At 59.0% G+C, this 20862-nt stretch carries 22 protein-coding genes; 8 read left to right on the top strand and 14 right to left on the bottom strand.

Annotation, left to right across the window (positions count from 1 at the left end; genetic code table 11):
* Positions 1-232: 232 nt before the first annotated feature.
* The 3 genes from ACOYXG_RS21105 to grxD all read left to right on the top strand — a co-directional run bounded on the left by ACOYXG_RS21105 (position 233) and on the right by grxD (position 3202).
* Positions 233-523, top strand: a complete 291-nt coding sequence (locus ACOYXG_RS21105; protein ID WP_027612069.1) for a hypothetical protein — start codon at positions 233-235, stop codon at positions 521-523.
* Positions 524-657: 134 nt separating this feature from the next.
* Positions 658-2763 (top strand): molybdopterin oxidoreductase family protein, encoded by a 2106-nt coding sequence (locus ACOYXG_RS21100; RefSeq protein ID WP_097086052.1) that lies wholly within the window; start codon positions 658-660, stop codon positions 2761-2763.
* 97 nt (positions 2764-2860) lie between these two features.
* The gene (grxD, locus tag ACOYXG_RS21095; RefSeq protein ID WP_003227729.1) at positions 2861-3202 is read left to right on the top strand and encodes a Grx4 family monothiol glutaredoxin; all 342 of its coding nucleotides are present in this window, start codon (positions 2861-2863) and stop codon (positions 3200-3202) included.
* Positions 3203-3334: 132 nt separating this feature from the next.
* Here grxD and bfr read toward each other — a convergent pair whose 3' ends face one another.
* Positions 3335-3808 carry a bacterioferritin gene (gene bfr / locus ACOYXG_RS21090; RefSeq protein ID WP_007963971.1) on the bottom strand — a complete coding sequence of 158 codons (474 nt, stop codon included), beginning with the start codon at positions 3806-3808 and terminating at the stop codon, positions 3335-3337.
* 200 nt (positions 3809-4008) lie between these two features.
* A complete protein-coding gene (locus tag ACOYXG_RS21085; RefSeq protein WP_003227725.1) occupies positions 4009-4227 on the bottom strand; it encodes a bacterioferritin-associated ferredoxin in 219 nt (72 codons plus the stop codon).
* 313 nt (positions 4228-4540) lie between these two features.
* On the opposite strand from ACOYXG_RS21085, the gene ACOYXG_RS21080 reads away from it, so the two are divergent.
* Positions 4541-5143, top strand: coding sequence for a peroxiredoxin (locus tag ACOYXG_RS21080; protein WP_007963972.1), 603 nt, complete (start codon positions 4541-4543; stop codon positions 5141-5143).
* A gap of 74 nt (positions 5144-5217) precedes the next feature.
* Here ACOYXG_RS21080 and rnt read toward each other — a convergent pair whose 3' ends face one another.
* Together rnt and pyrC are read right to left on the bottom strand one after the other, a co-directional pair.
* A complete protein-coding gene (gene rnt / locus ACOYXG_RS21075; RefSeq protein ID WP_007963973.1) occupies positions 5218-5895 on the bottom strand; it encodes a ribonuclease T in 678 nt (225 codons plus the stop codon).
* A complete protein-coding gene (gene pyrC, locus ACOYXG_RS21070) occupies positions 5892-6938 on the bottom strand; it encodes a dihydroorotase (RefSeq protein WP_460353788.1) in 1047 nt (348 codons plus the stop codon). The genes rnt and pyrC overlap by 4 nt, the downstream gene beginning before the upstream one ends.
* Positions 6939-7098: 160 nt before the next feature.
* Between pyrC and ACOYXG_RS21065 the strand changes: the two genes are divergently transcribed.
* Together ACOYXG_RS21065 and ACOYXG_RS21060 are read left to right on the top strand one after the other, a co-directional pair.
* Complete coding sequence (locus ACOYXG_RS21065) at positions 7099-8007, top strand: flagellar protein MotY (RefSeq protein ID WP_096795143.1); 909 nt, start codon at positions 7099-7101, stop codon at positions 8005-8007.
* 129 nt (positions 8008-8136) lie between these two features.
* Positions 8137-9354, top strand: a complete 1218-nt coding sequence (locus ACOYXG_RS21060; RefSeq protein WP_027612065.1) for an argininosuccinate synthase — start codon at positions 8137-8139, stop codon at positions 9352-9354.
* 150 nt (positions 9355-9504) lie between these two features.
* Here ACOYXG_RS21060 and ACOYXG_RS21055 read toward each other — a convergent pair whose 3' ends face one another.
* Positions 9505-10212 carry a hypothetical protein gene (locus ACOYXG_RS21055; RefSeq protein ID WP_460353784.1) on the bottom strand — a complete coding sequence of 236 codons (708 nt, stop codon included), beginning with the start codon at positions 10210-10212 and terminating at the stop codon, positions 9505-9507.
* A gap of 505 nt (positions 10213-10717) precedes the next feature.
* Here ACOYXG_RS21055 and ACOYXG_RS21050 point away from each other — a divergent pair.
* Positions 10718-11344: a response regulator transcription factor gene (locus ACOYXG_RS21050; RefSeq protein WP_003227711.1), complete on the top strand. Its 627-nt coding sequence runs from the start codon at positions 10718-10720 to the stop codon at positions 11342-11344.
* An 87-nt stretch (positions 11345-11431) separates the two neighbouring features.
* Here ACOYXG_RS21050 and ACOYXG_RS21045 read toward each other — a convergent pair whose 3' ends face one another.
* The 8 genes from ACOYXG_RS21045 to metG form a co-directional block, all read right to left on the bottom strand.
* Positions 11432-11611: a PA3496 family putative envelope integrity protein gene (locus tag ACOYXG_RS21045; protein ID WP_027612063.1), complete on the bottom strand. Its 180-nt coding sequence runs from the start codon at positions 11609-11611 to the stop codon at positions 11432-11434.
* 107 nt (positions 11612-11718) lie between these two features.
* Positions 11719-12357 carry an endonuclease III gene (nth, locus tag ACOYXG_RS21040; protein WP_095136956.1) on the bottom strand — a complete coding sequence of 213 codons (639 nt, stop codon included), beginning with the start codon at positions 12355-12357 and terminating at the stop codon, positions 11719-11721.
* The gene (locus ACOYXG_RS21035; RefSeq protein WP_460353780.1) at positions 12354-12935 is read right to left on the bottom strand and encodes an Rnf-Nqr domain containing protein; all 582 of its coding nucleotides are present in this window, start codon (positions 12933-12935) and stop codon (positions 12354-12356) included. The genes nth and ACOYXG_RS21035 overlap by 4 nt, the downstream gene beginning before the upstream one ends.
* Positions 12932-13537 carry an RnfABCDGE type electron transport complex subunit G gene (locus ACOYXG_RS21030; protein ID WP_460353777.1) on the bottom strand — a complete coding sequence of 202 codons (606 nt, stop codon included), beginning with the start codon at positions 13535-13537 and terminating at the stop codon, positions 12932-12934. Before ACOYXG_RS21030 ends, ACOYXG_RS21035 begins: the two co-directional genes overlap by 4 nt.
* Positions 13534-14517 carry an RnfABCDGE type electron transport complex subunit D gene (locus tag ACOYXG_RS21025; RefSeq protein ID WP_460353774.1) on the bottom strand — a complete coding sequence of 328 codons (984 nt, stop codon included), beginning with the start codon at positions 14515-14517 and terminating at the stop codon, positions 13534-13536. The genes ACOYXG_RS21030 and ACOYXG_RS21025 overlap by 4 nt, the downstream gene beginning before the upstream one ends.
* On the bottom strand, positions 14504-15718 hold the full coding sequence (rsxB, locus tag ACOYXG_RS21020; RefSeq protein ID WP_247268017.1) for an electron transport complex subunit RsxB: 1215 nt from the start codon (positions 15716-15718) through the stop codon (positions 14504-14506). The genes ACOYXG_RS21025 and rsxB overlap by 14 nt, the downstream gene beginning before the upstream one ends.
* Entirely contained in the window at positions 15715-16284 is a 570-nt protein-coding gene (locus ACOYXG_RS21015) for an electron transport complex protein RnfA (protein ID WP_103367379.1), read from the bottom strand. Before ACOYXG_RS21015 ends, rsxB begins: the two co-directional genes overlap by 4 nt.
* 132 nt (positions 16285-16416) lie before the next feature.
* Positions 16417-18468, bottom strand: coding sequence for a methionine--tRNA ligase (gene metG, locus ACOYXG_RS21010; protein ID WP_127648295.1), 2052 nt, complete (start codon positions 18466-18468; stop codon positions 16417-16419).
* A gap of 320 nt (positions 18469-18788) precedes the next feature.
* Between metG and apbC the strand changes: the two genes are divergently transcribed.
* On the top strand, positions 18789-19883 hold the full coding sequence (gene apbC, locus ACOYXG_RS21005; protein WP_460353771.1) for an iron-sulfur cluster carrier protein ApbC: 1095 nt from the start codon (positions 18789-18791) through the stop codon (positions 19881-19883).
* 128 nt (positions 19884-20011) lie between these two features.
* On the opposite strand, the gene ACOYXG_RS21000 is transcribed toward apbC, so the two are convergent.
* Positions 20012-20770 carry an SDR family oxidoreductase gene (locus ACOYXG_RS21000; RefSeq protein ID WP_016773416.1) on the bottom strand — a complete coding sequence of 253 codons (759 nt, stop codon included), beginning with the start codon at positions 20768-20770 and terminating at the stop codon, positions 20012-20014.
* Positions 20771-20862 lie beyond the last annotated feature (92 nt).

The following is a 20862-nucleotide window of genomic DNA, read 5'->3' as shown; positions in this document are numbered from 1 at the left end:
GCGTACGGGATGTTGCAGTACGCATTTGAAGCCGGGTTCAGGACAGCAGCGAGCCTCTTTGTACACCGGCCTCGCTGGGCTTGGCAATGCGGCGTGGCGGGGATCACGTCGACCAGGTCGGTTTACGACCGTGGCGCCATGCCATCACTTGGTCGGATGCTCAGACTGAAACATTTGCTAAAGCAAAGTGCTGGGTTATAAATAAGTTTCGAGCGACGCAGGAAGCCTCCGCATGGAATCGAAAGAAAAACTGTTAATGGAACTGCTGGGCCACACAGCTCGCTCACTGACCCATCTCACCGCGTCGGTCACTTCGATGTCTTTCGAGCTGCTGCGCAGCGAGGACGAAGTGGTCAAGACCGCCGGCCGCCACATGATCGATCGCATGGCGACCATCAGTGCCGGGCTCGACGAGCACTGGCGGTTGATCGGCGAACTCACCGGCGTGCACGTCGCCCACGAGCAGATTGAAACCATTCAGGAAATTCAGCTGGCCGCGCCGCCGCAGCTGCCGTCGAACTGAGCATGGCGATGTATCGGCTCGCCTGATAACCGTCGATTCACAAGACGAACGTCGCTGGCGCAGGATCTGCGCCGGGGCCATAGTTTTGTTCCCGCGGGCCTGATTGCCTGCCCAGAACAAGACAGAGACTGGCCATGACCAAGACTCTCCATCACCGTGCCTGCCACCTGTGCGAAGCCATCTGCGGCCTGACCATCGAGACCACCGAAACCGATGGCAACGTCGCGATCACCTCGATCAAGGGTGACGCGCTTGACACGTTCAGTCGTGGGCACATCTGCCCCAAGGCCGTAGCCCTGCAAGACATCCAGAACGATCCCGATCGCCTGCGCCAGCCGATGCGCCGGGTCGGCAGCGAATGGCTGCCGATCGAGTGGGACGAGGCGTTTGCGCTGGTGGCCGAGCGTCTGGCGGCGATTCAAGAGCGTCACGGGCAGAGTGCGGTGGCGGTCTACCAGGGCAACCCGAGCGTGCACAACTATGGGCTGATGACCCACAGCAACTACTTTCTCGGCCTGCTGAAGACGCGCAATCGCTTCTCGGCGACTTCGGTCGATCAGTTGCCGCATCACCTGAGCAGTTACCTGATGTACGGCCATGGCTTGCTGCTGCCGATCCCGGACATCGATCACACCGATTTCATGCTGATCCTCGGCGGCAACCCGCTGGCATCGAACGGCAGCATCATGACCGTGCCGGATGTCGAGAAACGCCTGAAGGCGATTCAGGCGCGCGGCGGCAAAGTGGTGGTGGTCGATCCCCGGCGCAGCGAAACGGCAGCTATCGCCGATCAGCACTTGTTTGTGCGGCCGGGTGGCGACGCGGCGCTGTTGTTTGGCTTACTCAATACGCTTTTCAGCGAAGGGCTGACCCGTGACTGTCACTTGCCGGTTGATGGCCTTGATGAAGTGCGCGCAGCCGTCGCAACCTTCACTGCCGAAGCCATGAGCCCGCTGTGCGCCGTTCCCGCTGAACAGATCCGCCAACTGGCCCGGGACTTCGCCGCTGCACCAAGCGCTGTTTGCTACGGCCGGATGGGCGTTTCCACTCAGGCCTTCGGCACGCTATGCCATTGGGTCGTGCAGTTGATCAATCTGGTGACTGGCAATCTCGATCGCGTCGGCGGTGCCTTGTGCACAGAGCCAGCGGTGGATCTGGTGGCATCGACCTCGGGCGGGCATTTCAACAAATGGCAAAGCCGGGTCTCCGGGCGACCCGAGTACGGCGGCGAGCTGCCGGTGTCGGCGCTGGCTGAAGAGATGCTCACCGAAGGCGAAGGGCAGATTCGCGCACTGATCACCGTGGCCGGCAATCCGGTATTGTCGACACCGAACGGCCGGCAACTGGAGCAGGCGCTAGATGGTCTGGAGTTCATGCTCAGCATCGACCTGTACATTAACGAAACCACGCGCTACGCCGATCTGATTCTGCCGTCGACCTCGGCGCTGGAGAACGATCATTACGACACTACTTTCAATCTGTTCGCGGTACGCAACGTCACCCGCTTCAACCGCGCGATTCTCGCCAAGCCCGAGGGCGCATTACACGACTGGGAGATCTTTGTCGGCCTGGCCAAGGCGTTTGCCGAGAAGACCGGCAAGGAGCTGAAACCGACGATGCCGCCGGCGAAGATGATCGACATGGGCCTGCGCATGGGCCTGTATGGCGATGCGTCCGAGCAAAAGCTGTCATTGGCGACGTTGTTCGATCATCCGCACGGGATTGATCTTGGGGCGTTGAAGCCTAATCTGGCTGCACGCCTCAAGACGCCGAATCAACGGGTGCAGGCTGCGCCGCCGGAAATTCTCGCTGATCTCGCACGCTTTGCGGCCTTGCAGGCGCCGGCCGCTGATGAGCTGTTGATGATCGGCCGGCGCCATGTGCGCAGCAACAATTCGTGGATGCATAACTACCATCGTCTGGTGAAGGGCAAGCCACGACATCAATTGCTGATGCACCCGGATGACCTCGCCAGCCGGGGGCTCAACGATGGTCAGTTAGTTCGCGTCAGCTCGCGGGTAGGGCAGATCGAGGTCGAGGTGCTCGGCAGTCTGGACATGATGAAGGGCGTGGTCAGCCTGCCGCACGGTTGGGGACATGCTCGGCCGGGCGTGCAAATGGCAATCGCCAGTGGGCAGCCGGGATCGAGTGCCAACGACCTGACCGATGAATGCCAGCTCGACGAGTTGTCGGGTAACGCCGCGCTCAATGGCGTGCCGGTGACGGTGGCAGCGGCCTGAACGAGACCGTCGGGGAGACCGAGCATGGCGCTCGGGATTCCGTTACAATGCGTCACCGTGCCGACCCATGAGTCGGAAAGTTCAGCCGAGGTGCTCCATGGATATCATCGAAACGATTAAAGAGCAGATTGCCAACAACACCATTCTGCTTTACATGAAAGGCTCGCCGAATGCCCCGCAGTGTGGCTTCTCCGCGAAAGCTGCGCAGGCTGTAATGGGCTGTGGCGAGAAGTTCGCCTACGTCGACATCCTGCAGAACCCGGAAATCCGCGCCAACCTGCCAAAGTACGCCAACTGGCCGACTTTCCCGCAACTGTGGGTCGGCGGTGAGCTGGTCGGCGGTAGCGACATCATGGCTGAAATGTTCGCCAACGGTGAGCTGCAGACTCTGGTCAAGGAAGCATCGGCCAAGGCTGCTGCGGCCAAGTCCGAAGCCTGATCCGGTTTTTGTGGGAGCGAGCAAGCTCGCTCCCACAGGGATCTGCATCTGATCCGGGATTTGCCAATAAAAAGCCCCGCACCTCGAAAGAGGGCGGGGCTTTTTAGTGTCGCGAATTCAGCGGGCGCTTATTTACTCTTCGCCCATCTGCGATTGCAGATAGTTCTCAAGACCGACTTTATCGATCAGGCCCAGTTGGGTTTCCAGCCAGTCGATATGCTCTTCTTCGGATTCGAGAATGTCTTCGAGCAGTTCACGGCTGCCAAAGTCGCCAACCGATTCGCAATGGGCGATGGCGGCTTTCAGATCGGCGTGGCCGGTCTTCTCGATGCGCAGGTCGCATTCCAGCATTTCCCGGGTATGCTCGCCGATGTGCAGCTTGCCCAGGTCCTGGACGTTCGGCAGGCCTTCGAGGAACAGGATGCGCTTGATCAGCTTGTCCGCGTGTTTCATCTCGTCGATGGATTCGTGGTACTCGTGCTTGCCCAGCTTGTTCAGGCCCCAATCTTCATACATGCGCGCATGCAGGAAGTACTGATTGATCGCGACCAGTTCATTGGCAAGGATCTTGTTGAGATGCTGGATGACTGTAATGTCGCCTTTCATGATGGGAGTCCTGCCCTGTAATAGCTGTATATAAGGCGGAGTTTGAGCTTGGTATTTATAAGTGTCAAACCTAAGTTATTGAATAATAAATGAAATTAAATCTGAATAAGAATGTTTGTGTTCCGCGTCTAGCGTCTAACCGATTGATTTGCGGGCATAAAAAAACCGGACATAAGTCCGGTTCTTCGAAATGGGGGCAATTACGCGGCAGTAAATTCTACCGGATAGGGGATTGCGGCCTGAGCGGTTTGCAACTTGGTCAGGGTTTCGCGAACCACTTCCTTGGCAAGGCACGCACATTTGCCGCATTGGCTGGCGACGCCGGTGGCCTGGCGGACTTCTTTGTAGCTGCAGCAACCTTCATAGATCGCTTCGCGGATTTGTCCGTCGGTGACGCCAGTGCAGAGACAAACATACATAAGTGAGAACCGTCGCTGGTTGTGACTCAATTGCGATGGATCTTAATGTTAACGAGAATGATTGTCAAAGTGCTTTCTGAATGGTTTTCGATCGAAAGGCCGGTCACTGACGAACGGTGATTAATGGCGAATTGCCTGGCCCCGAAAATGCTGGTCCGTTATCCGCCTTGGGCAAAAAACCGTTAAGGACAGGCGAAAAACGCAGTGTATGATGGTCGGCCCTTGCGAAGAGGATTCGTGTCACAGGGCTGTCGCCTCAGGGTGGCAGGCTGGCCCGGACCCTGAACTTCAAGTTATTCACCAGGAGATATCCATGAGCGTACTCGTAGGCAAACAAGCCCCTGACTTCACCGTCCCGGCCGTACTCGGCAATGGCGAGATCGTTGACAGCTTCACCCTGTCCTCGGCCATCAAAGGCAAATACGGCCTGGTGTTCTTCTACCCACTGGACTTCACCTTCGTCTGCCCGTCCGAGCTGATCGCTCTGGACAACCGCATGGCTGACTTCAAAGCGCGTAACGTGGAAGTGGTTGCCGTGTCGATCGATTCGCACTTCACCCACAACGCCTGGCGCAACACCCCGGTCAACAACGGCGGCATCGGCCAGGTGAAATACACCATGGCTGCCGACATGAAGCACGAAATCGCCAAGGCCTACGACGTTGAGTCCGAAGGCGGCGTGGCTTTCCGTGGCGCGTTCCTGATCGACGACAAGGGCGTTGTCCGCTCGCAGATCATCAACGACCTGCCGCTGGGCCGTAACATGGAAGAGCTGATCCGTCTGGTCGACGCGCTGCAATTCCACGAAGAGCACGGCGAAGTCTGCCCTGCCAACTGGAAAAAAGGCGACAAAGGCATGAACGCTTCGCCAGAAGGCGTTGCGGCTTACCTGACCGAGAACGCTGCAGCCCTGTAAGGCGCAACGTCGCGGTACAAAAAAACCGGCCCATGTGGCCGGTTTTTTTATGCGCGGGAAATACCCGACGAGGATCAGTCGTCGAAGTCTTCCCAGCCGCCCATCTGCTTCCAGCGGTTGACGATGCCGCAGAACAGCTCGGCGGTCTTCTCGGTGTCGTAACGCGCCGAATGCGCTTCACGGCCGTCGAAGTCGATGTCCGCTGCCTGACAGGCCTTGGCCAGCACGGTTTGACCGTAAGCCAGACCGGCCAGCGTCGCGGTATCGAAGCTGGAGAACGGGTGGAACGGGTTGCGCTTCATGTCCAGACGCGCAACCGCAGCATTCAGGAAGCCCAGGTCGAAGCTGCTGTTGTGGCCGACCAGAATCGCGCGCTTGCAGCCATTGGCCTTCAGCGCCTTGCGGATGCCACGGAAGATGTCGGTCAGCGCGGTTTCTTCGCTGACTGCCATGCGCAGCGGGTGATCGAGTTTGATCCCGGTGAACTCCAGCGCTGCCGCTTCGATGTTGGCACCTTCGAACGGTTCGACGCGGAAGAAGTAGGTGTGATCCGGGTAGACGAAACCCTTTTCATCCATGGCGATGGTGGTCGCGGCAATCTCCAGCAGAGCGTCGGTGGCCGAGTTGAAGCCACCGGTCTCTACGTCGACGACAACCGGCAGGTAACCGCGAAAACGTGCTGCCATTGGGTGACGGGAACCGCCGCCGCCACCTTGACCGTCCAGTTCGTCGTCGAAATGGTCTTCACTCACGCGTGTTCCTCCAGCAGGCGCCAGCGCAGTTTTTCACCGGCGCGCAGCGGGATAACGTTCAGCTCGCCAAACGGCAGGTTGGTCGGGGCGGTCCACTCTTCGCGAACCAGGGTGATGCGATCGGTGTTGGTCGGTAGACCATAGAAGCGCGGACCGTTGAGGCTGGCGAACGCTTCGAGCTTGTCCAGCGCGTTGCGCTGTTCGAACGCTTCGGCATACAGCTCGATGGCGGCGTACGCGGTGTAGCAGCCGGCGCAGCCGCAGGCGGCTTCCTTGGCGTGCTGGGCGTGCGGCGCCGAGTCGGTGCCGAGGAAGAACTTCGCGCTGCCGCTGGTGGCGGCGTCTAGCAGGGCTTCCTGATGGGTATTACGCTTGAGGATCGGCAGGCAATAGAAGTGCGGCCGGATCCCGCCCACTAGCATGTGGTTGCGGTTGTACAGCAGGTGATGCGCGGTGATGGTGGCGCCGACGTTGGCCGAAGCCTCGTTGACGAACTGCACCGCGTCGCCGGTGGTGATGTGTTCGAACACCACTTTGAGCGTCGGGAAACGCTCGACGACACGGCGCATGTGCTCATCGATGAAAATCTTTTCGCGGTCGAAGACGTCGACATCGCCACGGGTGACTTCGCCATGGATCAGCAGCGGCATGCCGACTTCGGCCATGGCTTCCAGCGCCGGGAAGATCTTGTCGATGCTGGTCACGCCGGAATCGGAGTTGGTGGTGGCGCCGGCCGGGTACAGTTTGGCGGCGTGCACGAAACCGCTGGCCTTGGCCTCACGAATTTCTTCGGGCTGGGTGCGGTCGGTGAGGTACAGCACCATCAGCGGTTCGAAGCGACTGCCGGCCGGGCGGGCAGCGAGAATCCGCTGGCGATAGCCGTCGGCTTCAGCGGCGTTGCGCACCGGTGGTACCAGGTTGGGCATGATGATGGCGCGGCCAAAGGTGCGCGCAACATCGGCAACGGTATTGGTCAACACGGCACCATCGCGAAGATGAATGTGCCAGTCGTCGGGACGCAGCAGGGTCAGGCGGTCGGACATGAGGGGATTCCAGGCGGGTCAAACTGAGGGGAATGCTACCGGAAAAGACTCTTGCAGGCACCCGCTATCAAGTTTTGCAGGAACCTTCCGATATCCCGTAGGTATGCCGTAAACATAGTGTGAATCGGTCTTTGTGTTACAGAAGCCAATGGAGCCTCCCGTGCGCCAGCGATATTTAGCCTTGCTCAGTGTGTTTGCCAGCCTCCCCGCGATGGCGCTGACCTACCAGACGCGTCTGGAGAACATTGAGTGGACGGTCGAGGGCGACAAGTTCGAGTGCCGCCTGACCCAGCCGATCACCGATTTCGGCTCGGGCCAGTTCGTGCGCAAAGCCGGCGAGCAGGCGATATTCCGCCTCAATGCCTACAACGCCATGCTCGGCGGCGGTTCGGCGACGTTGCTCGCGGCGGCAGCGCCATGGCAGCCGGGGCGCAACGACATTAATCTGGGCAGCGTCAGGATCGGCACCGGCAATGTGCTGTTCAACAGTTCGCAATCCCAAGCCGGGGGGCTGATCAGCGGTTTGCTGGACGGTCGCAGTCCGGTGGTGCGCCGTGCGTCCGGCGATGGCCGGGTTTCGGAAGTGCGTCTGCTGCCGGTGAAGTTCAGCAAAGCGTTCAATGATTACCAGACGTGTGTGGCGAAATTGCTGCCGCAGAATTTCGATCAGGTGAAGCAATCGCAGATCGGCTTCCCCGGCGAAGGCACCGATCTGGATGCCGCCGCCAAAGCCAAGCTGCAGGTGATGCTCGAGTTCATGAAGGCCGATCCGACGGTCAATCACATCGAACTCGATGGCTACTCCGACAATAGCGGTAATCGTCTGACCAATCGTGAGCTGTCACGCCGTCGAGCGCTGGCGGTAGTCGACTTTTTCAAGGCCAACGGCATCGCCGAATCGCAGATCACCGTGCGTTTCCACGGCGAGCAATACCCGCTGGTGCCGAACAACAATGCGGCCAACCGGGCGAAGAATCGTCGGGTCAGTGTGAAGCTCGCGCGAGTCGCGCCGACTACCGCGCCAGCACCGCAAGCCAGCACACCTGCCAACGCTGCGGCGACTTCCTGACCCGTCGGTCATCGTCGCGCTGTCGACAGATTCTGTCGCTTTGTCGTCTTAAGCTGTCGCGCCTCTGTAAATTATCGGATTTGAGCGGTAGACTCCTCGGCTTTCCGTAGAACCCCGTGGAGTGATGGCATGGCGGACGTAAACAAGGTCGTTCTGGCGTATTCCGGCGGCCTGGACACTTCGGTGATCCTCAAGTGGCTGCAGGATACTTATAACTGTGAAGTGGTGACCTTCACCGCTGACCTGGGTCAGGGCGAAGAGGTCGAGCCGGCTCGCGCCAAGGCTCAGGCCATGGGCGTCAAAGAAATCTACATCGACGACCTGCGCGAAGAATTCGTGCGTGACTTCGTGTTCCCGATGTTCCGCGCCAACACCGTTTACGAGGGCGAGTACCTGCTGGGTACTTCCATCGCACGTCCGCTGATCGCCAAACGCCTGATCGAAATCGCCAACGAAACCGGCGCCGACGCCATTTCCCATGGCGCCACCGGCAAGGGCAACGACCAGGTGCGTTTCGAACTGGGTGCCTACGCACTCAAGCCTGGCGTCAAAGTGATCGCGCCATGGCGTGAGTGGGACCTGCTGTCGCGCGAGAAGCTGATGGACTACGCCGAGAAGCACGCGATCCCGATCGAGCGTCATGGCAAGAAGAAGTCCCCGTACTCGATGGACGCCAACCTGCTGCACATCTCCTATGAAGGCGGCGTGCTGGAAGACACCTGGACCGAGCACGAAGAAGACATGTGGCGCTGGACCGTCTCCCCGGAGAAGGCTCCCGACACCCCGCAATACCTGGAACTGACCTACCGCAACGGCGACATCGTCGCGCTGGACGGCGTCGAAATGACTCCGGCCACCGTACTGGCAACGCTGAACAAGATCGGTGGCGCTCACGGTATCGGTCGTCTGGACATCGTTGAAAACCGTTACGTGGGCATGAAGTCCCGTGGCTGCTACGAAACCCCGGGCGGCACGATCATGCTGCGCGCGCACCGCGCCATTGAATCGATCACCCTGGACCGCGAAGTCGCTCACCTCAAAGACGAGCTGATGCCGAAATACGCCAGCCTGATCTACACCGGTTACTGGTGGAGCCCGGAGCGTCTGATGCTGCAACAGATGATCGACGCTTCGCAGGTCAACGTGAACGGTGTGGTTCGCCTGAAACTGTACAAGGGCAACGTGATCGTTACCGGCCGCAAGTCCGACGATTCGCTGTTCGACGCCAATATCGCGACCTTCGAAGAAGACGGCGGCGCCTACAATCAGGCCGACGCGGCGGGCTTCATCAAGCTCAACGCGCTGCGCATGCGCATTGCTGCCAACAAAGGCCGCAAGCTGTTCTAAGTCTTGCAGGGCTGTAAAAATGGCGGCTTGTCTCAATGACAATGCCGCCATTTTCTTTTCTGTGTTTGTCTGACGTTAATCCAGAGCTTTGGTCATTGCCGCCAACTCCAGCATTTTCTTGAATGTCCACTTCAGGCATCTACTCTGCGCTCATGCTCCTCTCAAAACCGTGGTGCTTTGTGTGCTCACGTTGTAAGCGACGAGAAGTTTGGCGCCTCCGCTTTTTTTCGACTGTTTGATAAGGCTCGGGATAATTTGCTTGAGCAAAACGTCGCACGCAGAGTCGGTCAAAAATACCACTGCCTTGGCTGAGTGTTTGCCAAGATGCGGAAAGTGTTCTGCCAGCGCATTGAACGCCTGTGCGCTACCCAACCGACGTACGTCTATGGCGCACAATGTGCCGATGGATTTAGGCAGCTGAATGTTGTGCTCAATCCACGGTCGCTCCGGGCAGGATTCGCCAGCGCTGCAAGGAGGGAGTTGCCTGAGGTCAACGCGTTGAACAGACAACGTCCACTCCAATCCGTTGGCAGCTGATACTTCACCTGCTACCACAAACGCTCTTGCTGGAGGCGAACAGGAGTGGAGCTCGGGCTGTTTCAACTCCTCGAAACTTTTTAGAAAACTGTCGTCCTTATCGAAGTCCGAGGGCGCATAGAGCGAACGGTAGTTGAAGTTCAGCGTTAAAAATAATAGCAATAGCAAGTAAAACGGAAAGCTGATCAGGAACCAGATGTAGACTTCTCTTTCGGCGTTATCAAGAAAGGGTAAGGAAATGGCAGCCGATGATTCGGAAATAAATGCAAATATCGCAATTACAGTCATGGGATTGGTAATTTTTCTTCTGATTTTTATCATGGAAGGTGCTCATTAATTGTGTATTTCCAATACGTATGTTGAGTTGTTTTGTATGGGGTGTTGCAACTTGCTGGTCGAGATAATTTTTATATTAAATGATAACGTTTGGATAGAAGTATCTTGTTTCAGATGTTGATCTATCAAAGGGTTTTTGATTGTTTTCACGTTGTTTATTTAAACTTATAAGCTGCCGGGGCTGGCGCTGTGTAGCGATGTGCAGTCAATGGATTATCGTGTTTTTTCAGCCGCTCGCTGAGCCGTCTGCCTCGAAAGTAGAGTTCGCGTGGCTTTCAGGACGTCATGTTTTTTGCGTCGATGTGAAGGCCAGAAGATACGTCATCCCATTTGAAAATCTGCCGTATGGGTTTTTTTGTAGGAATAATCTTTATTTGCTGTAGGGAATGTCTTTTGCTGGGATTGCAATGAAACTCTCTTGTGCCATGTCAGAAGTGACTGGGCTATTGTGCGTGCTCTAAAAATTCGAACAGCGAAACTGGACTTGCCCATGAATAAAGTGCTGATCGTGGATGATCATCCCGTCATTCGTCTTGCTGTGCGTATGCTGATGGAGCGTCATGGCTACGAAGTCATTGCAGAAACGGATAATGGTGTGGATGCTTTGCAACTTGCGCGTGAACAGATGCCGGATATCGTTATTCTGGATATTGGAATACCGAAACTCGATGGTCTTGAAGTTATTGCGCGTCTGAACTCGACACCCATGCCGTTGAAAGTACTGGTGTTGACCTCCCAGGCACCGGGTCATTTTTCAATGCGCTGCATGCAGTCAGGTGCTGCGGGGTATGTATGTAAGCAACAGGATTTGACTGAGTTGCTCAGTGCGATCAAAGCGGTACTGTCCGGCTACAGCTATTTTCCAAACCAGGCCCTGCACACCGTGCGTACCAGTCTTGGTAATGCCAGTGAGGCCGATATGGTGGATCGCCTCTCCGGGCGGGAAATGATGGTGTTGCAGCAATTGGCGCGTGGCAAGACCAACAAGGAAATCGCCGACGGCATGTTTCTCAGCAACAAGACGGTCAGCACTTACAAGACCCGTCTGTTATTGAAGCTCAATGCCCGCTCGCTGGTGGATCTGATTGAATTGGCACAACGCAACGGACTGGTCTGATGATCAGGAATACCGACGGGGCATGGGCCGCTCAGTGTCGGATTCAGCAGAAAGTAAAAAGCCTCCGGTTCGGGAGGCTTTCAAGTGTCAGAGATCAAAATCGTAATCGGCCAACTGCTTTTGCAGTCGGCGCTCCTCAAGCAGGTTATCGATGGTGCGACGTTTACTCAGATTGGTCTTGGCGACCTCGACCACCGGTTCGGCGTCGTCGGTATCCACAACGGTAAAATCTTCATCTACGTCCAGTTGTTCTTTGCTGTCAGTCATAAGGTGAACTCCAGGCTAAGACTGCCTTTGGCGCCCCTTATATCGATATTCCTGCTGCGGGTAAAAAAGATTTTTTCAATCGAAGAATCAATTATTCCAATAGCCAATCAATCGTCCGAGGTTTTGTGTTTGTACTCACACAAATCTTCGATGCGGCAGCTGCCACAGCGTGGCTTGCGCGCCAGGCACACATAGCGACCGTGCAGAATCAGCCAGTGGTGGGAGTCCAGCAGGTAGTCTTTTGGCACAAACTTCATCAGCTTCTTTTCCACTTCAACCACATTTTTACCCGGGGCAATGCCGGTGCGGTTGCTCACGCGAAAAATGTGCGTGTCGACCGCCATGGTCAACTGGCGAAAAGCGGTATTGAGGACCACGTTGGCTGTCTTGCGACCGACGCCGGGCAGCGCTTCCAGTTCTTCACGCGTCTGCGGGACTTGGCCATTGTGCAACTCGACCAGCATGCGACAGGTCTCGATCACGTTTTTCGCTTTGCTGTTATAGAGGCCGATGGTCTTGATGTATTCGGACAGCCCTTCGACGCCCAGCGCGTGGATCGCCGCCGGGGTATTGGCCACCGGGAACAGTTTGGCCGTAGCCTTGTTGACGCCGACGTCGGTTGACTGCGCCGAAAGAATGACCGCGATCAACAACTCGAACGGTGAGGAATAGGCCAGCTCGGTCTTCGGCTCGGGATTGTCTTCATGAAGTCTGCGGAAAATTTCCAGACGTTTGGCGGCATTCATGGGTGATGTGTTTCCTTGGAGAGAGCGGTCGAGCGGGTCCAGGCCTGGCAGGCGGCGAGCAGTAGTCCGAGCACGATGAAGGCGCCGGGAACCAGGGTGAGCAAGTGCAGCCCGTCGCTGAACAGAACCAGGCCTTGCCAGTGTTCCGACAGGCCACGGCCGATGTGGCCCTGACCGAACAGTTCACGCAGTGCCGCCAGCGCCAGTAGCAGCCCGCTCGACAGGCCAAAAAACTTAAGGCGCTGGGCAAACGCCTGACGAAAGAATCCATTGTATTCCAGCACCACACACTGCAAGGCGATCAGCCCGGCATAGATTCCGACTGACTGTTGCCACTGCAACGCCCAGCGCTGCGCGAGGATATTGGCGCAACTGGTCAGGGTGGCGGCCAGCAGCAGACTGGCCAGCATCAGGTTGTTGCCAGACAACCGCGAGCGCAGCGGGCCGATGCATGCGCCGTAAATTACCACCACAACGCTCGACATCAACAGCATGCCCAGCGCGCCAGCCAAGGTCGCGCTGGTGCCAAGCAGCAGCATCAGCATCAACGTGTTTGTCAGATTCGTTGGCCGGATCATGATCCGCTCCCCAGCAAGGTTGCGCGGTGCTCATCAAAGTAACGCAGGGCGTCATGAATGGCATTGACGGTAGCCCGGGAAGTGACGGTTGCCCCGGCCAGTTGATCGAACTGTCCCTGATCTTTTTTCAGAGCCCAGCCTGCGTCGTCAGGTGAGTTGCGCGACTTGCCGGTAAATGTCGCCAGCCAGTGGTTCGGCCAGTCGCCGATGAGTCCGCCGAGCGCCGGGGTTTCGTTGTGCCGCAGGGTTTTTACCCCCAGCAGTTTTCCGTTGGCATCGATGGCGATCAGCAGTTCGATAGCGCCGGCATAGCCCTCGGTCTGGGTGCGCAACAACACTGCCACCGGCTGACCGGATTTGCTTGCGCGGTAACCTGCCAGCAGCGTGCTGTGGCTCAACGTTGTATCAGTCAGCGCCAGCGGCTGCTCCAGCGGCCGATTGTCGTAGGCATCGGGCGCTAGCACATCCAGCAATTTGCGGCTGTCGAGCAGGCGTTGCTCGCTGGCAATCTGCGGCGCACTGGCGCGCTGCACGACATAGGTCAGGCCGAGACCGGCACCGGCCAGCAGCACAAGCGCCACGAAAGCAGCTGCGCGGCTCATGATTGCACCTGCGTCTGGCGGGCAGCGGCAAAACGTTCCAGAGCCGGTACACACAGATTCATCAGCAACACGGCAAACGCGACACCGTCCGGGTAGCCGCCCCAGGTGCGGATCAGGTAGGTCAGCAAGCCGACACCCACGCCGAACAGCAGTCGGGCCAGCGAACTTTTGGCGCCGGATACCGGTTCGGTAATGATGAAAAACGCACCGAGCATGGTCGCGCCGCTCAGCAGATGAAACAGCGGCGAGCCGTGGGAATCCGAACCCGAACCGTTCCAGCAGAGCAGGCTGACGAAAAACAGGCTGGCCAGCATGCCAACTGGCGCTTGCCAGGCAATCACCCGGCGCTGCAATAAAAACAGTCCACCGGCGAGAAACGCCAGATTGATCCACTCCACGCCGCGTCCACCGAAACGGCCGAACGCCGGATTGGCCGCGAACAATTCATCCATGGTCAGACTTTTGTTGATGTGCAGGCTGTCCAGCGCGGTGGCTTGAACCCAGGCATCCGGAGCCTGGCCCAGATTCAGGACCTGTGCAAAAGCGGCCTGCAGACTCATGCCATGCGCCGGCCAGTGGGTCATTGGCTCCGGGAACAGCAGCATCGCCAGGGCGAAACCGAGCATGGCCGGATTGAACGGATTCTTGCCGATGCCACCGTATAAATGTTTGCCGAACAGCAGGCCCGAAGCCACCGCCGTAACTGTCAGCCACCATGGGCAATAAGGTGGCATGGCGGCGGCCAGCAGTGTCGCGCTGACCAGTGCGCTGCCATCGCTGAACGTTGGTTGCAGTGGTTGTCGGCGCAGGCGGGCGACGCCAGCCTCGATCAGCAGCGCGGTGCTCGCCGCCAGGATCAGGTTGATCAACACGCCCCAGCCGTAAAACCAGAACAACGCCAACAGCCCCGGCAGCGTGGCCAGTAGCACCCGCATCATCGCCTGTTGCAGGCGATCATCCGGTGCTTCACGGGGCGACATGATCTTGCACCTGACGCTCGGCGGCCTGCAGGCGGGCGCGGGCCTTGTCGAGGATGTTGTTCGGCGTGTCGGCGCGGCGTTCGAGTTTGCTCAGGTCGGCGCGGGCGTAGGCCAGTTCGGTTTTCAACTGGCGAAGCTGGTTGTCGAGCGGGCGCTTTTCCACCCGCACCAGGTCAGGCGCAGGCTGCTCGCTCGCCGTCTCGGCGGCGTGAAGGGCTTGCTCGGCATCACGCAGTGCCTGTTCCAGCGTGGCAATTTGCTCGGCTGGCGCTTCGGCGGTCTGGGCCTTTTTCAATTCGGCGCGCCGCATGGCCAGCTGGATTTTCGCCCGTTTCAGGTCGGCGTCTTTCGCCGGAACCGGGGCCGCAGCGGCTGGAGCGGTGGCGGCGCTGCTTTCGAGTTTCGCCAACACCTGTTCGGCGGCTTCAAACTGCTGTTGCAACACGATCAGTTGCGATTGCTGTTCGAAGGTCGGTGGATGGCCGAAGGCTTTTAGCGATTTGTGCAATTGCGCGCGACTCATGGCGACATCGATTTTGGCTTTCTTCAATGCCGCGTCGGCGGTTGCGGCTTTCTGCGCGCGCACCCGTTCCAGAGCCGCCTGCACCGGATCGAGAGTAACCACCGCCGGTTGCGCTGCACGCTGCGCCCGGGCTTCGCGTTCAGCCTGTTTCCGCTGTTCTTCGCGCTGCAGGCGGGCATTGCGGCGTTCAAAACGCTGGCGCGCATGATCGCGTTTGGCCGCGCGTGCGCGCAGTTCTTCAAGGCTGGAAGCCAGGCCACCGACCACCGGCAAGGTGCCGAGCGGCAGTGGATGCATCTCGATGCAGTCCACCGGGCACGGCGCCACGCACAGGTCGCAACCGGTGCATTCGTCAATCAGTACGGTGTGCATCAGTTTCGCCGCGCCGACGATGGCGTCGATCGGGCAGGCCTGGATGCACTTGGTGCAGCCGATGCACTCGGCCTCGCGGATGTACGCCACTTGTGGCGGTGCCGAGCCACGGCTGACGTCCAGTTCCAGCACCGGCACGTTCAACAGTTCAGCCAGGGCGGCGACGGTTTCGTCACCGCCGGGCGGGCACTTGTTGATCGGTTCGCCATCGACGATGCCTTGCGCATAGGGCTTGCACCCGGGGTGGCCGCATTTGCCGCATTGGGTCTGCGGCAGGAGGGCATCGATGAGTTGAATCAGACTCATGTTTTGATCAGTCCACTGAATCCGAGAAAAATCACTGCGATCAGTCCGGCGCCGATCAGGTCGATCGGCAAGCCGCGAAAGGGCAGGGGTATGTCGTTGTCCGCCGTGCGTTCACGCAAGTCGCTGAACAGGCTCAGCACCAGCCAGAAACCCAGCCCGGCGCCGATGCTCAGCGCTGTTGCTTGCAGCAGGCCGCGATCATTTTGCGCGTTGATCAAGGCCAGCCCCAGTACGCCGGCATTACCCAGCAATAGCGGCCACAGTCCGTCGAACGGCCAGTCTGGCAGCGCACGAGCCAACAGCTTCAGCAGCGGCGCGATCAGCAGCACGCTGAGCGGCAAGAATACAAACAGCTGCAGTGCCTGCAGTTGCAGCGGCACCAGCAGCCAGTGCCAGAGCACGTACCCGATGAAGCCGACGCTCAGCATCAGGCACGCCGTCGCCAACCCCAGCGCATGCACTTGGCGCCGACTGCCGGCCAGCAGCGGATCGACACCCAGCGGCCAGTGCAACACGAAGTTGTTGAGCAGGGCGGCACTGATCAGCGTAAGCGCAAGTTCGGTCATGGTTCTGCCGGCAGCAACGGGCGGGTGTCACTTAAGGTTAGGCATTATCCGGCACCCGCGATGGGTGGGCCAGATATGAAAAATCCCACAGGCCTGCAGAACATGCCTGTGGGATCGTTTCAGCGCTGGGTCTTACTTGATGCGTTGACCCGGCTTGGCCCCGCTGTCCGGGCTCAGCAGGTAGATTTCTTCACCGCCAGGGCCGGCGGCCATCACCATGCCTTCGGAGATGCCGAACTTCATTTTCCGCGGCTTGAGGTTGGCGATCATCATGGTCAGGCGACCGTCGAGTTTCGACGGGTCCGGGTAAGCGCTCTTGATCCCGGAGAACACGTTGCGCTGCTCGTCACCGATGTCCAGCGTCAGGCGCAGCAGCTTGTCCGCACCTTCCACGTGTTCAGCCTTGACGATCAAAGCCACGCGCAGGTCGACGGCAGCAAAGGTGTCGAAGTCGATTTCCGGCGACAGCGGATCCTTGGCCAGTTCGCCGTTGCCCGCAGGCGCGGCGGCACCGGTGTCGGTCTGGCTGGCGGTCAGGTCTTCTTTCGAGGCGTCGGTCATGGCTTGCACTTTTACCGGGTCGATGCGAGTCATCAACGGCTTGAATTCGTTCAACTGATGGTTGGCCAGCAGCGTGGTGTGGTCGTTCCAGGTCAGCGGGGCGACGTTGAGGAATGCCTCGGCGTCGGCGGCCAGCAGTGGCAGCACCGGTTTGAGGAAGATCACCAGCTGGCGGAACAGGTTGATGCCAGTGGCGCAGATCGCCTGGACTTCATCCTGCTTGCCTTCCTGTTTGTTCAACGACCATGGGGCCTTGTCGGCGATCCAGGCGTTGGCGCGGTCGGCCAGGGCCATGGTTTCACGCATGGCGCGGGCAAAGTCGCGGGCTTCATAGGCGTCGGCAATGCCTGGTGCTGCGGCGAGGAAGGCTTCGGTCAGCTCTGGCGCGGCATTGTTGTCGACCAGCAGGCCGCCGTTGCCCTTGTGGATGAAACCGGCGCAGCGGCTGGCGATGTTGACCACTTTGCCGACCAGGTCGGAGTTGACCTTCTGCACGAAGTCTTCGAGGTTCAGATCGAGGTCATCGACGCCACGGCCCAGTTTGGCCGCGTAGTAGTAGCGCAGGTATTCCGGCGACAGGTGATCCAGGTAGGTACGGGCCTTGATGAAAGTGCCACGGGACTTGGACATCTTCTGGCCGTTGACGGTCAGGTAGCCGTGCACGTTGATCCCGGTCGGCTTGCGGAAACCGGCGCCTTCGAGCATGGCAGGCCAGAACAGGGCGTGGAAGTTGACGATGTCCTTGCCGATGAAGTGGTACAGCTCGGCGGTGGAGTCCTTGCCCCAGAACGCGTCGAAGTCCAGCTCCGGCGTGCGGTTGCAGAGGTTCTTGAAGCTGGCCATGTAGCCGATCGGCGCGTCCAGCCACACGTAGAAGTACTTGCCCGGCTCGTCCGGGATCTCGAAACCGAAGTACGGCGCATCGCGGGAGATGTCCCACTGTTGCAGGCCGGCGTCCAGCCACTCGGCGATCTTGTTGGCCACGGCGTCCTGCAAGGTGCCGCTGCGGGTCCAGGTCTGCAGCATCTGCTGGAAGTCTGGCAGTTTGAAGAAGAAATGCTGGGAATCCTTGAGCACCGGAGTGGCGCCGGAGATCGCCGACTTCGGATCCTTCAGATCGGTTGGCGCGTAGGTCGCACCGCATTTTTCGCAGTTGTCGCCGTACTGGTCTTCGGTGCCGCATTTCGGGCAGGTGCCCTTGATGAAGCGGTCGGCCAGGAACATTTTCTTTTCCGGATCGAAATACTGGGTGATCGAGCGCTGGGCAATGTGCCCGGCGTCACGCAGCTTCAGATAGATCTGGCTCGACAGCTCACGGTTTTCTTCGGCGTGAGTGGAGTGGAAGTTGTCAAAGTCGACCAGGAACTCGGCAAAGTCGGCGCTGTGTTCAGCCTGCACGTTGGCGATCAGTTGTTCCGGGGTGATGCCTTCCTTTTCCGCGCGCAGCATGATCGCCGAACCGTGGGCGTCGTCGGCGCAGACATAGATGCATTGATTGCCGCGATGCTTCTGGAAGCGCACCCACATATCGGTCTGGATGTATTCCAGCATATGGCCAAGGTGAATCGAACCGTTGGCGTAGGGCAGGGCGCTGGTGACGAGGATCTTGCGTGGTTCGGACATGTGGGGCTTCGCTACTTGATGAAACGGAGGTCGGCCACTATAAAGCGCTGGCGCATATTTTTCACCCTGTGCCGCTGGGTACTTTGAGAGCATTTGTAGCGAGGGGATTCATCCCCGATGGGTGGCGAAGCCGCCCCCAAACCCGATATCAGGGCCTGTCAGACACACTGCCGGTGATGGTTTGCGACTGCTGCGCAGCCGATCGGGGATAAATCCCCTCGCCACAAGGGTTAACGGGTTGAAGTAATCAGTTCGCCACAAATCTGCGTCCAGCGTACGATACCCGCCATCTTTTCCCAGTCTTGTTATCGGAGTTGCCCATGAGTGCCGTCACTCGCGCAGCGGTGGAAGCCGTCCTCAGCCAATACACCGACCCCTACCTGAACAAGGACCCGGTCAGCGCCGGTTGCGTGAAGCACATCGAGATCGTCGGTGATCGCGTCAACGTGCAGCTGGAAATCGGTTACGCCGCCGGTCTGTTCAAGAGCGGCTGGGCGCAGTTGCTGCAACTGGCCATCGAAAACCTCGATGGGGTGACGATCGCCAAGGTCGAGGTCAACAGCGTGATCGCCGCGCACAAGGCCCAGGCGCAGATCCCGGGCCTGGCCAACGTCAAGAACGTGGTCGCCGTGGCTTCGGGCAAGGGCGGTGTGGGCAAGTCGACCACGGCGGCCAACCTCGCGCTGGCGCTGGCCCGCGAAGGCGCCAAGGTGGGGATTCTCGACGCCGATATCTATGGCCCGAGCCAGGGCATCATGTTCGGCATCCCCGAGCGCACCCGCCCCGAGGTCAAGGATCAGAAGTGGTTCGTGCCGCTCAAGGCCCACGGTGTCGAAGTCATGTCGATGGCGTTCCTGACCGACGACAACACGCCGATGGTCTGGCGCGGGCCGATGGTCTCCGGCGCGCTGCTGCAACTGGTGACGCAAACCGCGTGGGGCGACCTGGATTATCTGGTCATCGACATGCCGCCAGGCACCGGCGACATCCAGCTGACCCTGGCGCAAAAAGTCCCGGTGGCCGGTGCGGTGATCGTCACCACGCCGCAGGATCTGGCGTTGCTGGACGCGCGCAAAGGCGTGGAAATGTTCCGCAAGGTCAACATTCCGGTGCTGGGCGTGGTGGAAAACATGGCGGTCCACATCTGCTCGAACTGCGGACATGCCGAACATCTGTTCGGTGAGGGCGGTGGCGAAAAGCTGGCGACCCAATACGGCGTCGAACTGCTGGCCTCGCTGCCGCTGTCGATGCTGATCCGCGAGCAGGCCGATGGCGGCAAGCCAACGGTGATCGCCGAACCGGACAGCCAGATTGCCATGGTCTATCAGGAACTGGCCCGCCACGTCGGCGCACGCATTGTGTTGCAGGAAGCGGCGACACCGGCGATGCCTAATATCAGCATCAGTGACGATTGATAAGCAGAAACACAATCTAATGTGGGAGCGAGCCTGCTCGCGAATGCGGCGTGTCATTCAACCGATGAATTGTCTGATCCACCGCTTTCGCGAGCAGGCTCGCTCCCACATTGGTTTCTGATTGGCAGTCAGATCCGCAAACCGCCATCCATCTCCAGAATCCGCCCGGTGTAATAGTCGTTCTCGAAGATGTACGCCGCCGAATGGGCGATCTCTTCCGGCTTGCCCATGCGCTTGAGCGGAATCCCCGAAGTCATCTTCTCCAACGCTTCCGGCTTCATGCCCAGGGTCATCTCGGTTTCGATGAAGCCCGGCGCAATGCCTGCCACGCGAATGCCGTAGCGCGCCAGCTCCTTGGCCCAGGTCACAGTGGCTGCGGCCACGCCAGCCTTGGCGGCGGAGTAGTTGGTCTGGCCGACGTTACCGGCTCGGGAGATCGAAGAAATATTGATGATCGCGCCGCTGTTCTTCAGCTCGACCATTTTCGCCGCCACTTCACGGGTGCACAGGAACACGCCGGTCAGGTTGACGTCGATTACCGCCTGCCACTGGGCCAGACTCATCTTGGTCATTTCGCCGTCCTTGACCTTGAGCAGCAGGCCGTCACGCAGGATCCCGGCGTTGTTGATCAGGCCATGGATCGCGCCGAAATCTTCGGCAACCTGCGCGACCATGTGCTCAACCTGTTCTTCATTGGCCACGTTGCACAGATAGCTGCGCGCCTCGACGCCCTTGGCCTTGCAGGCTGCCACCGCGTCATCGAGTTTTTCCTGATTGAGGTCGACCAACGCGAGCTTCGCGCCTTTGCCGGCGAAATACTCGGCCATGGAACGGCCCAAACCCTGGCAACCGCCGGTGATAATGATTACTTTGTCGTTGAGTTGCATTCGCATGCCCCGATAGCCGGTCTGAGTGGTTTTTGTTATTGGCGACGCTCGATCCGTACCGGTTATGGCCGGATTGCACATGAGCATTGCCC

The organism is Pseudomonas sp. G3-39 (assembly GCF_054790485.1).
This window is presented reverse-complemented; position numbering and strand designations above follow the sequence as displayed.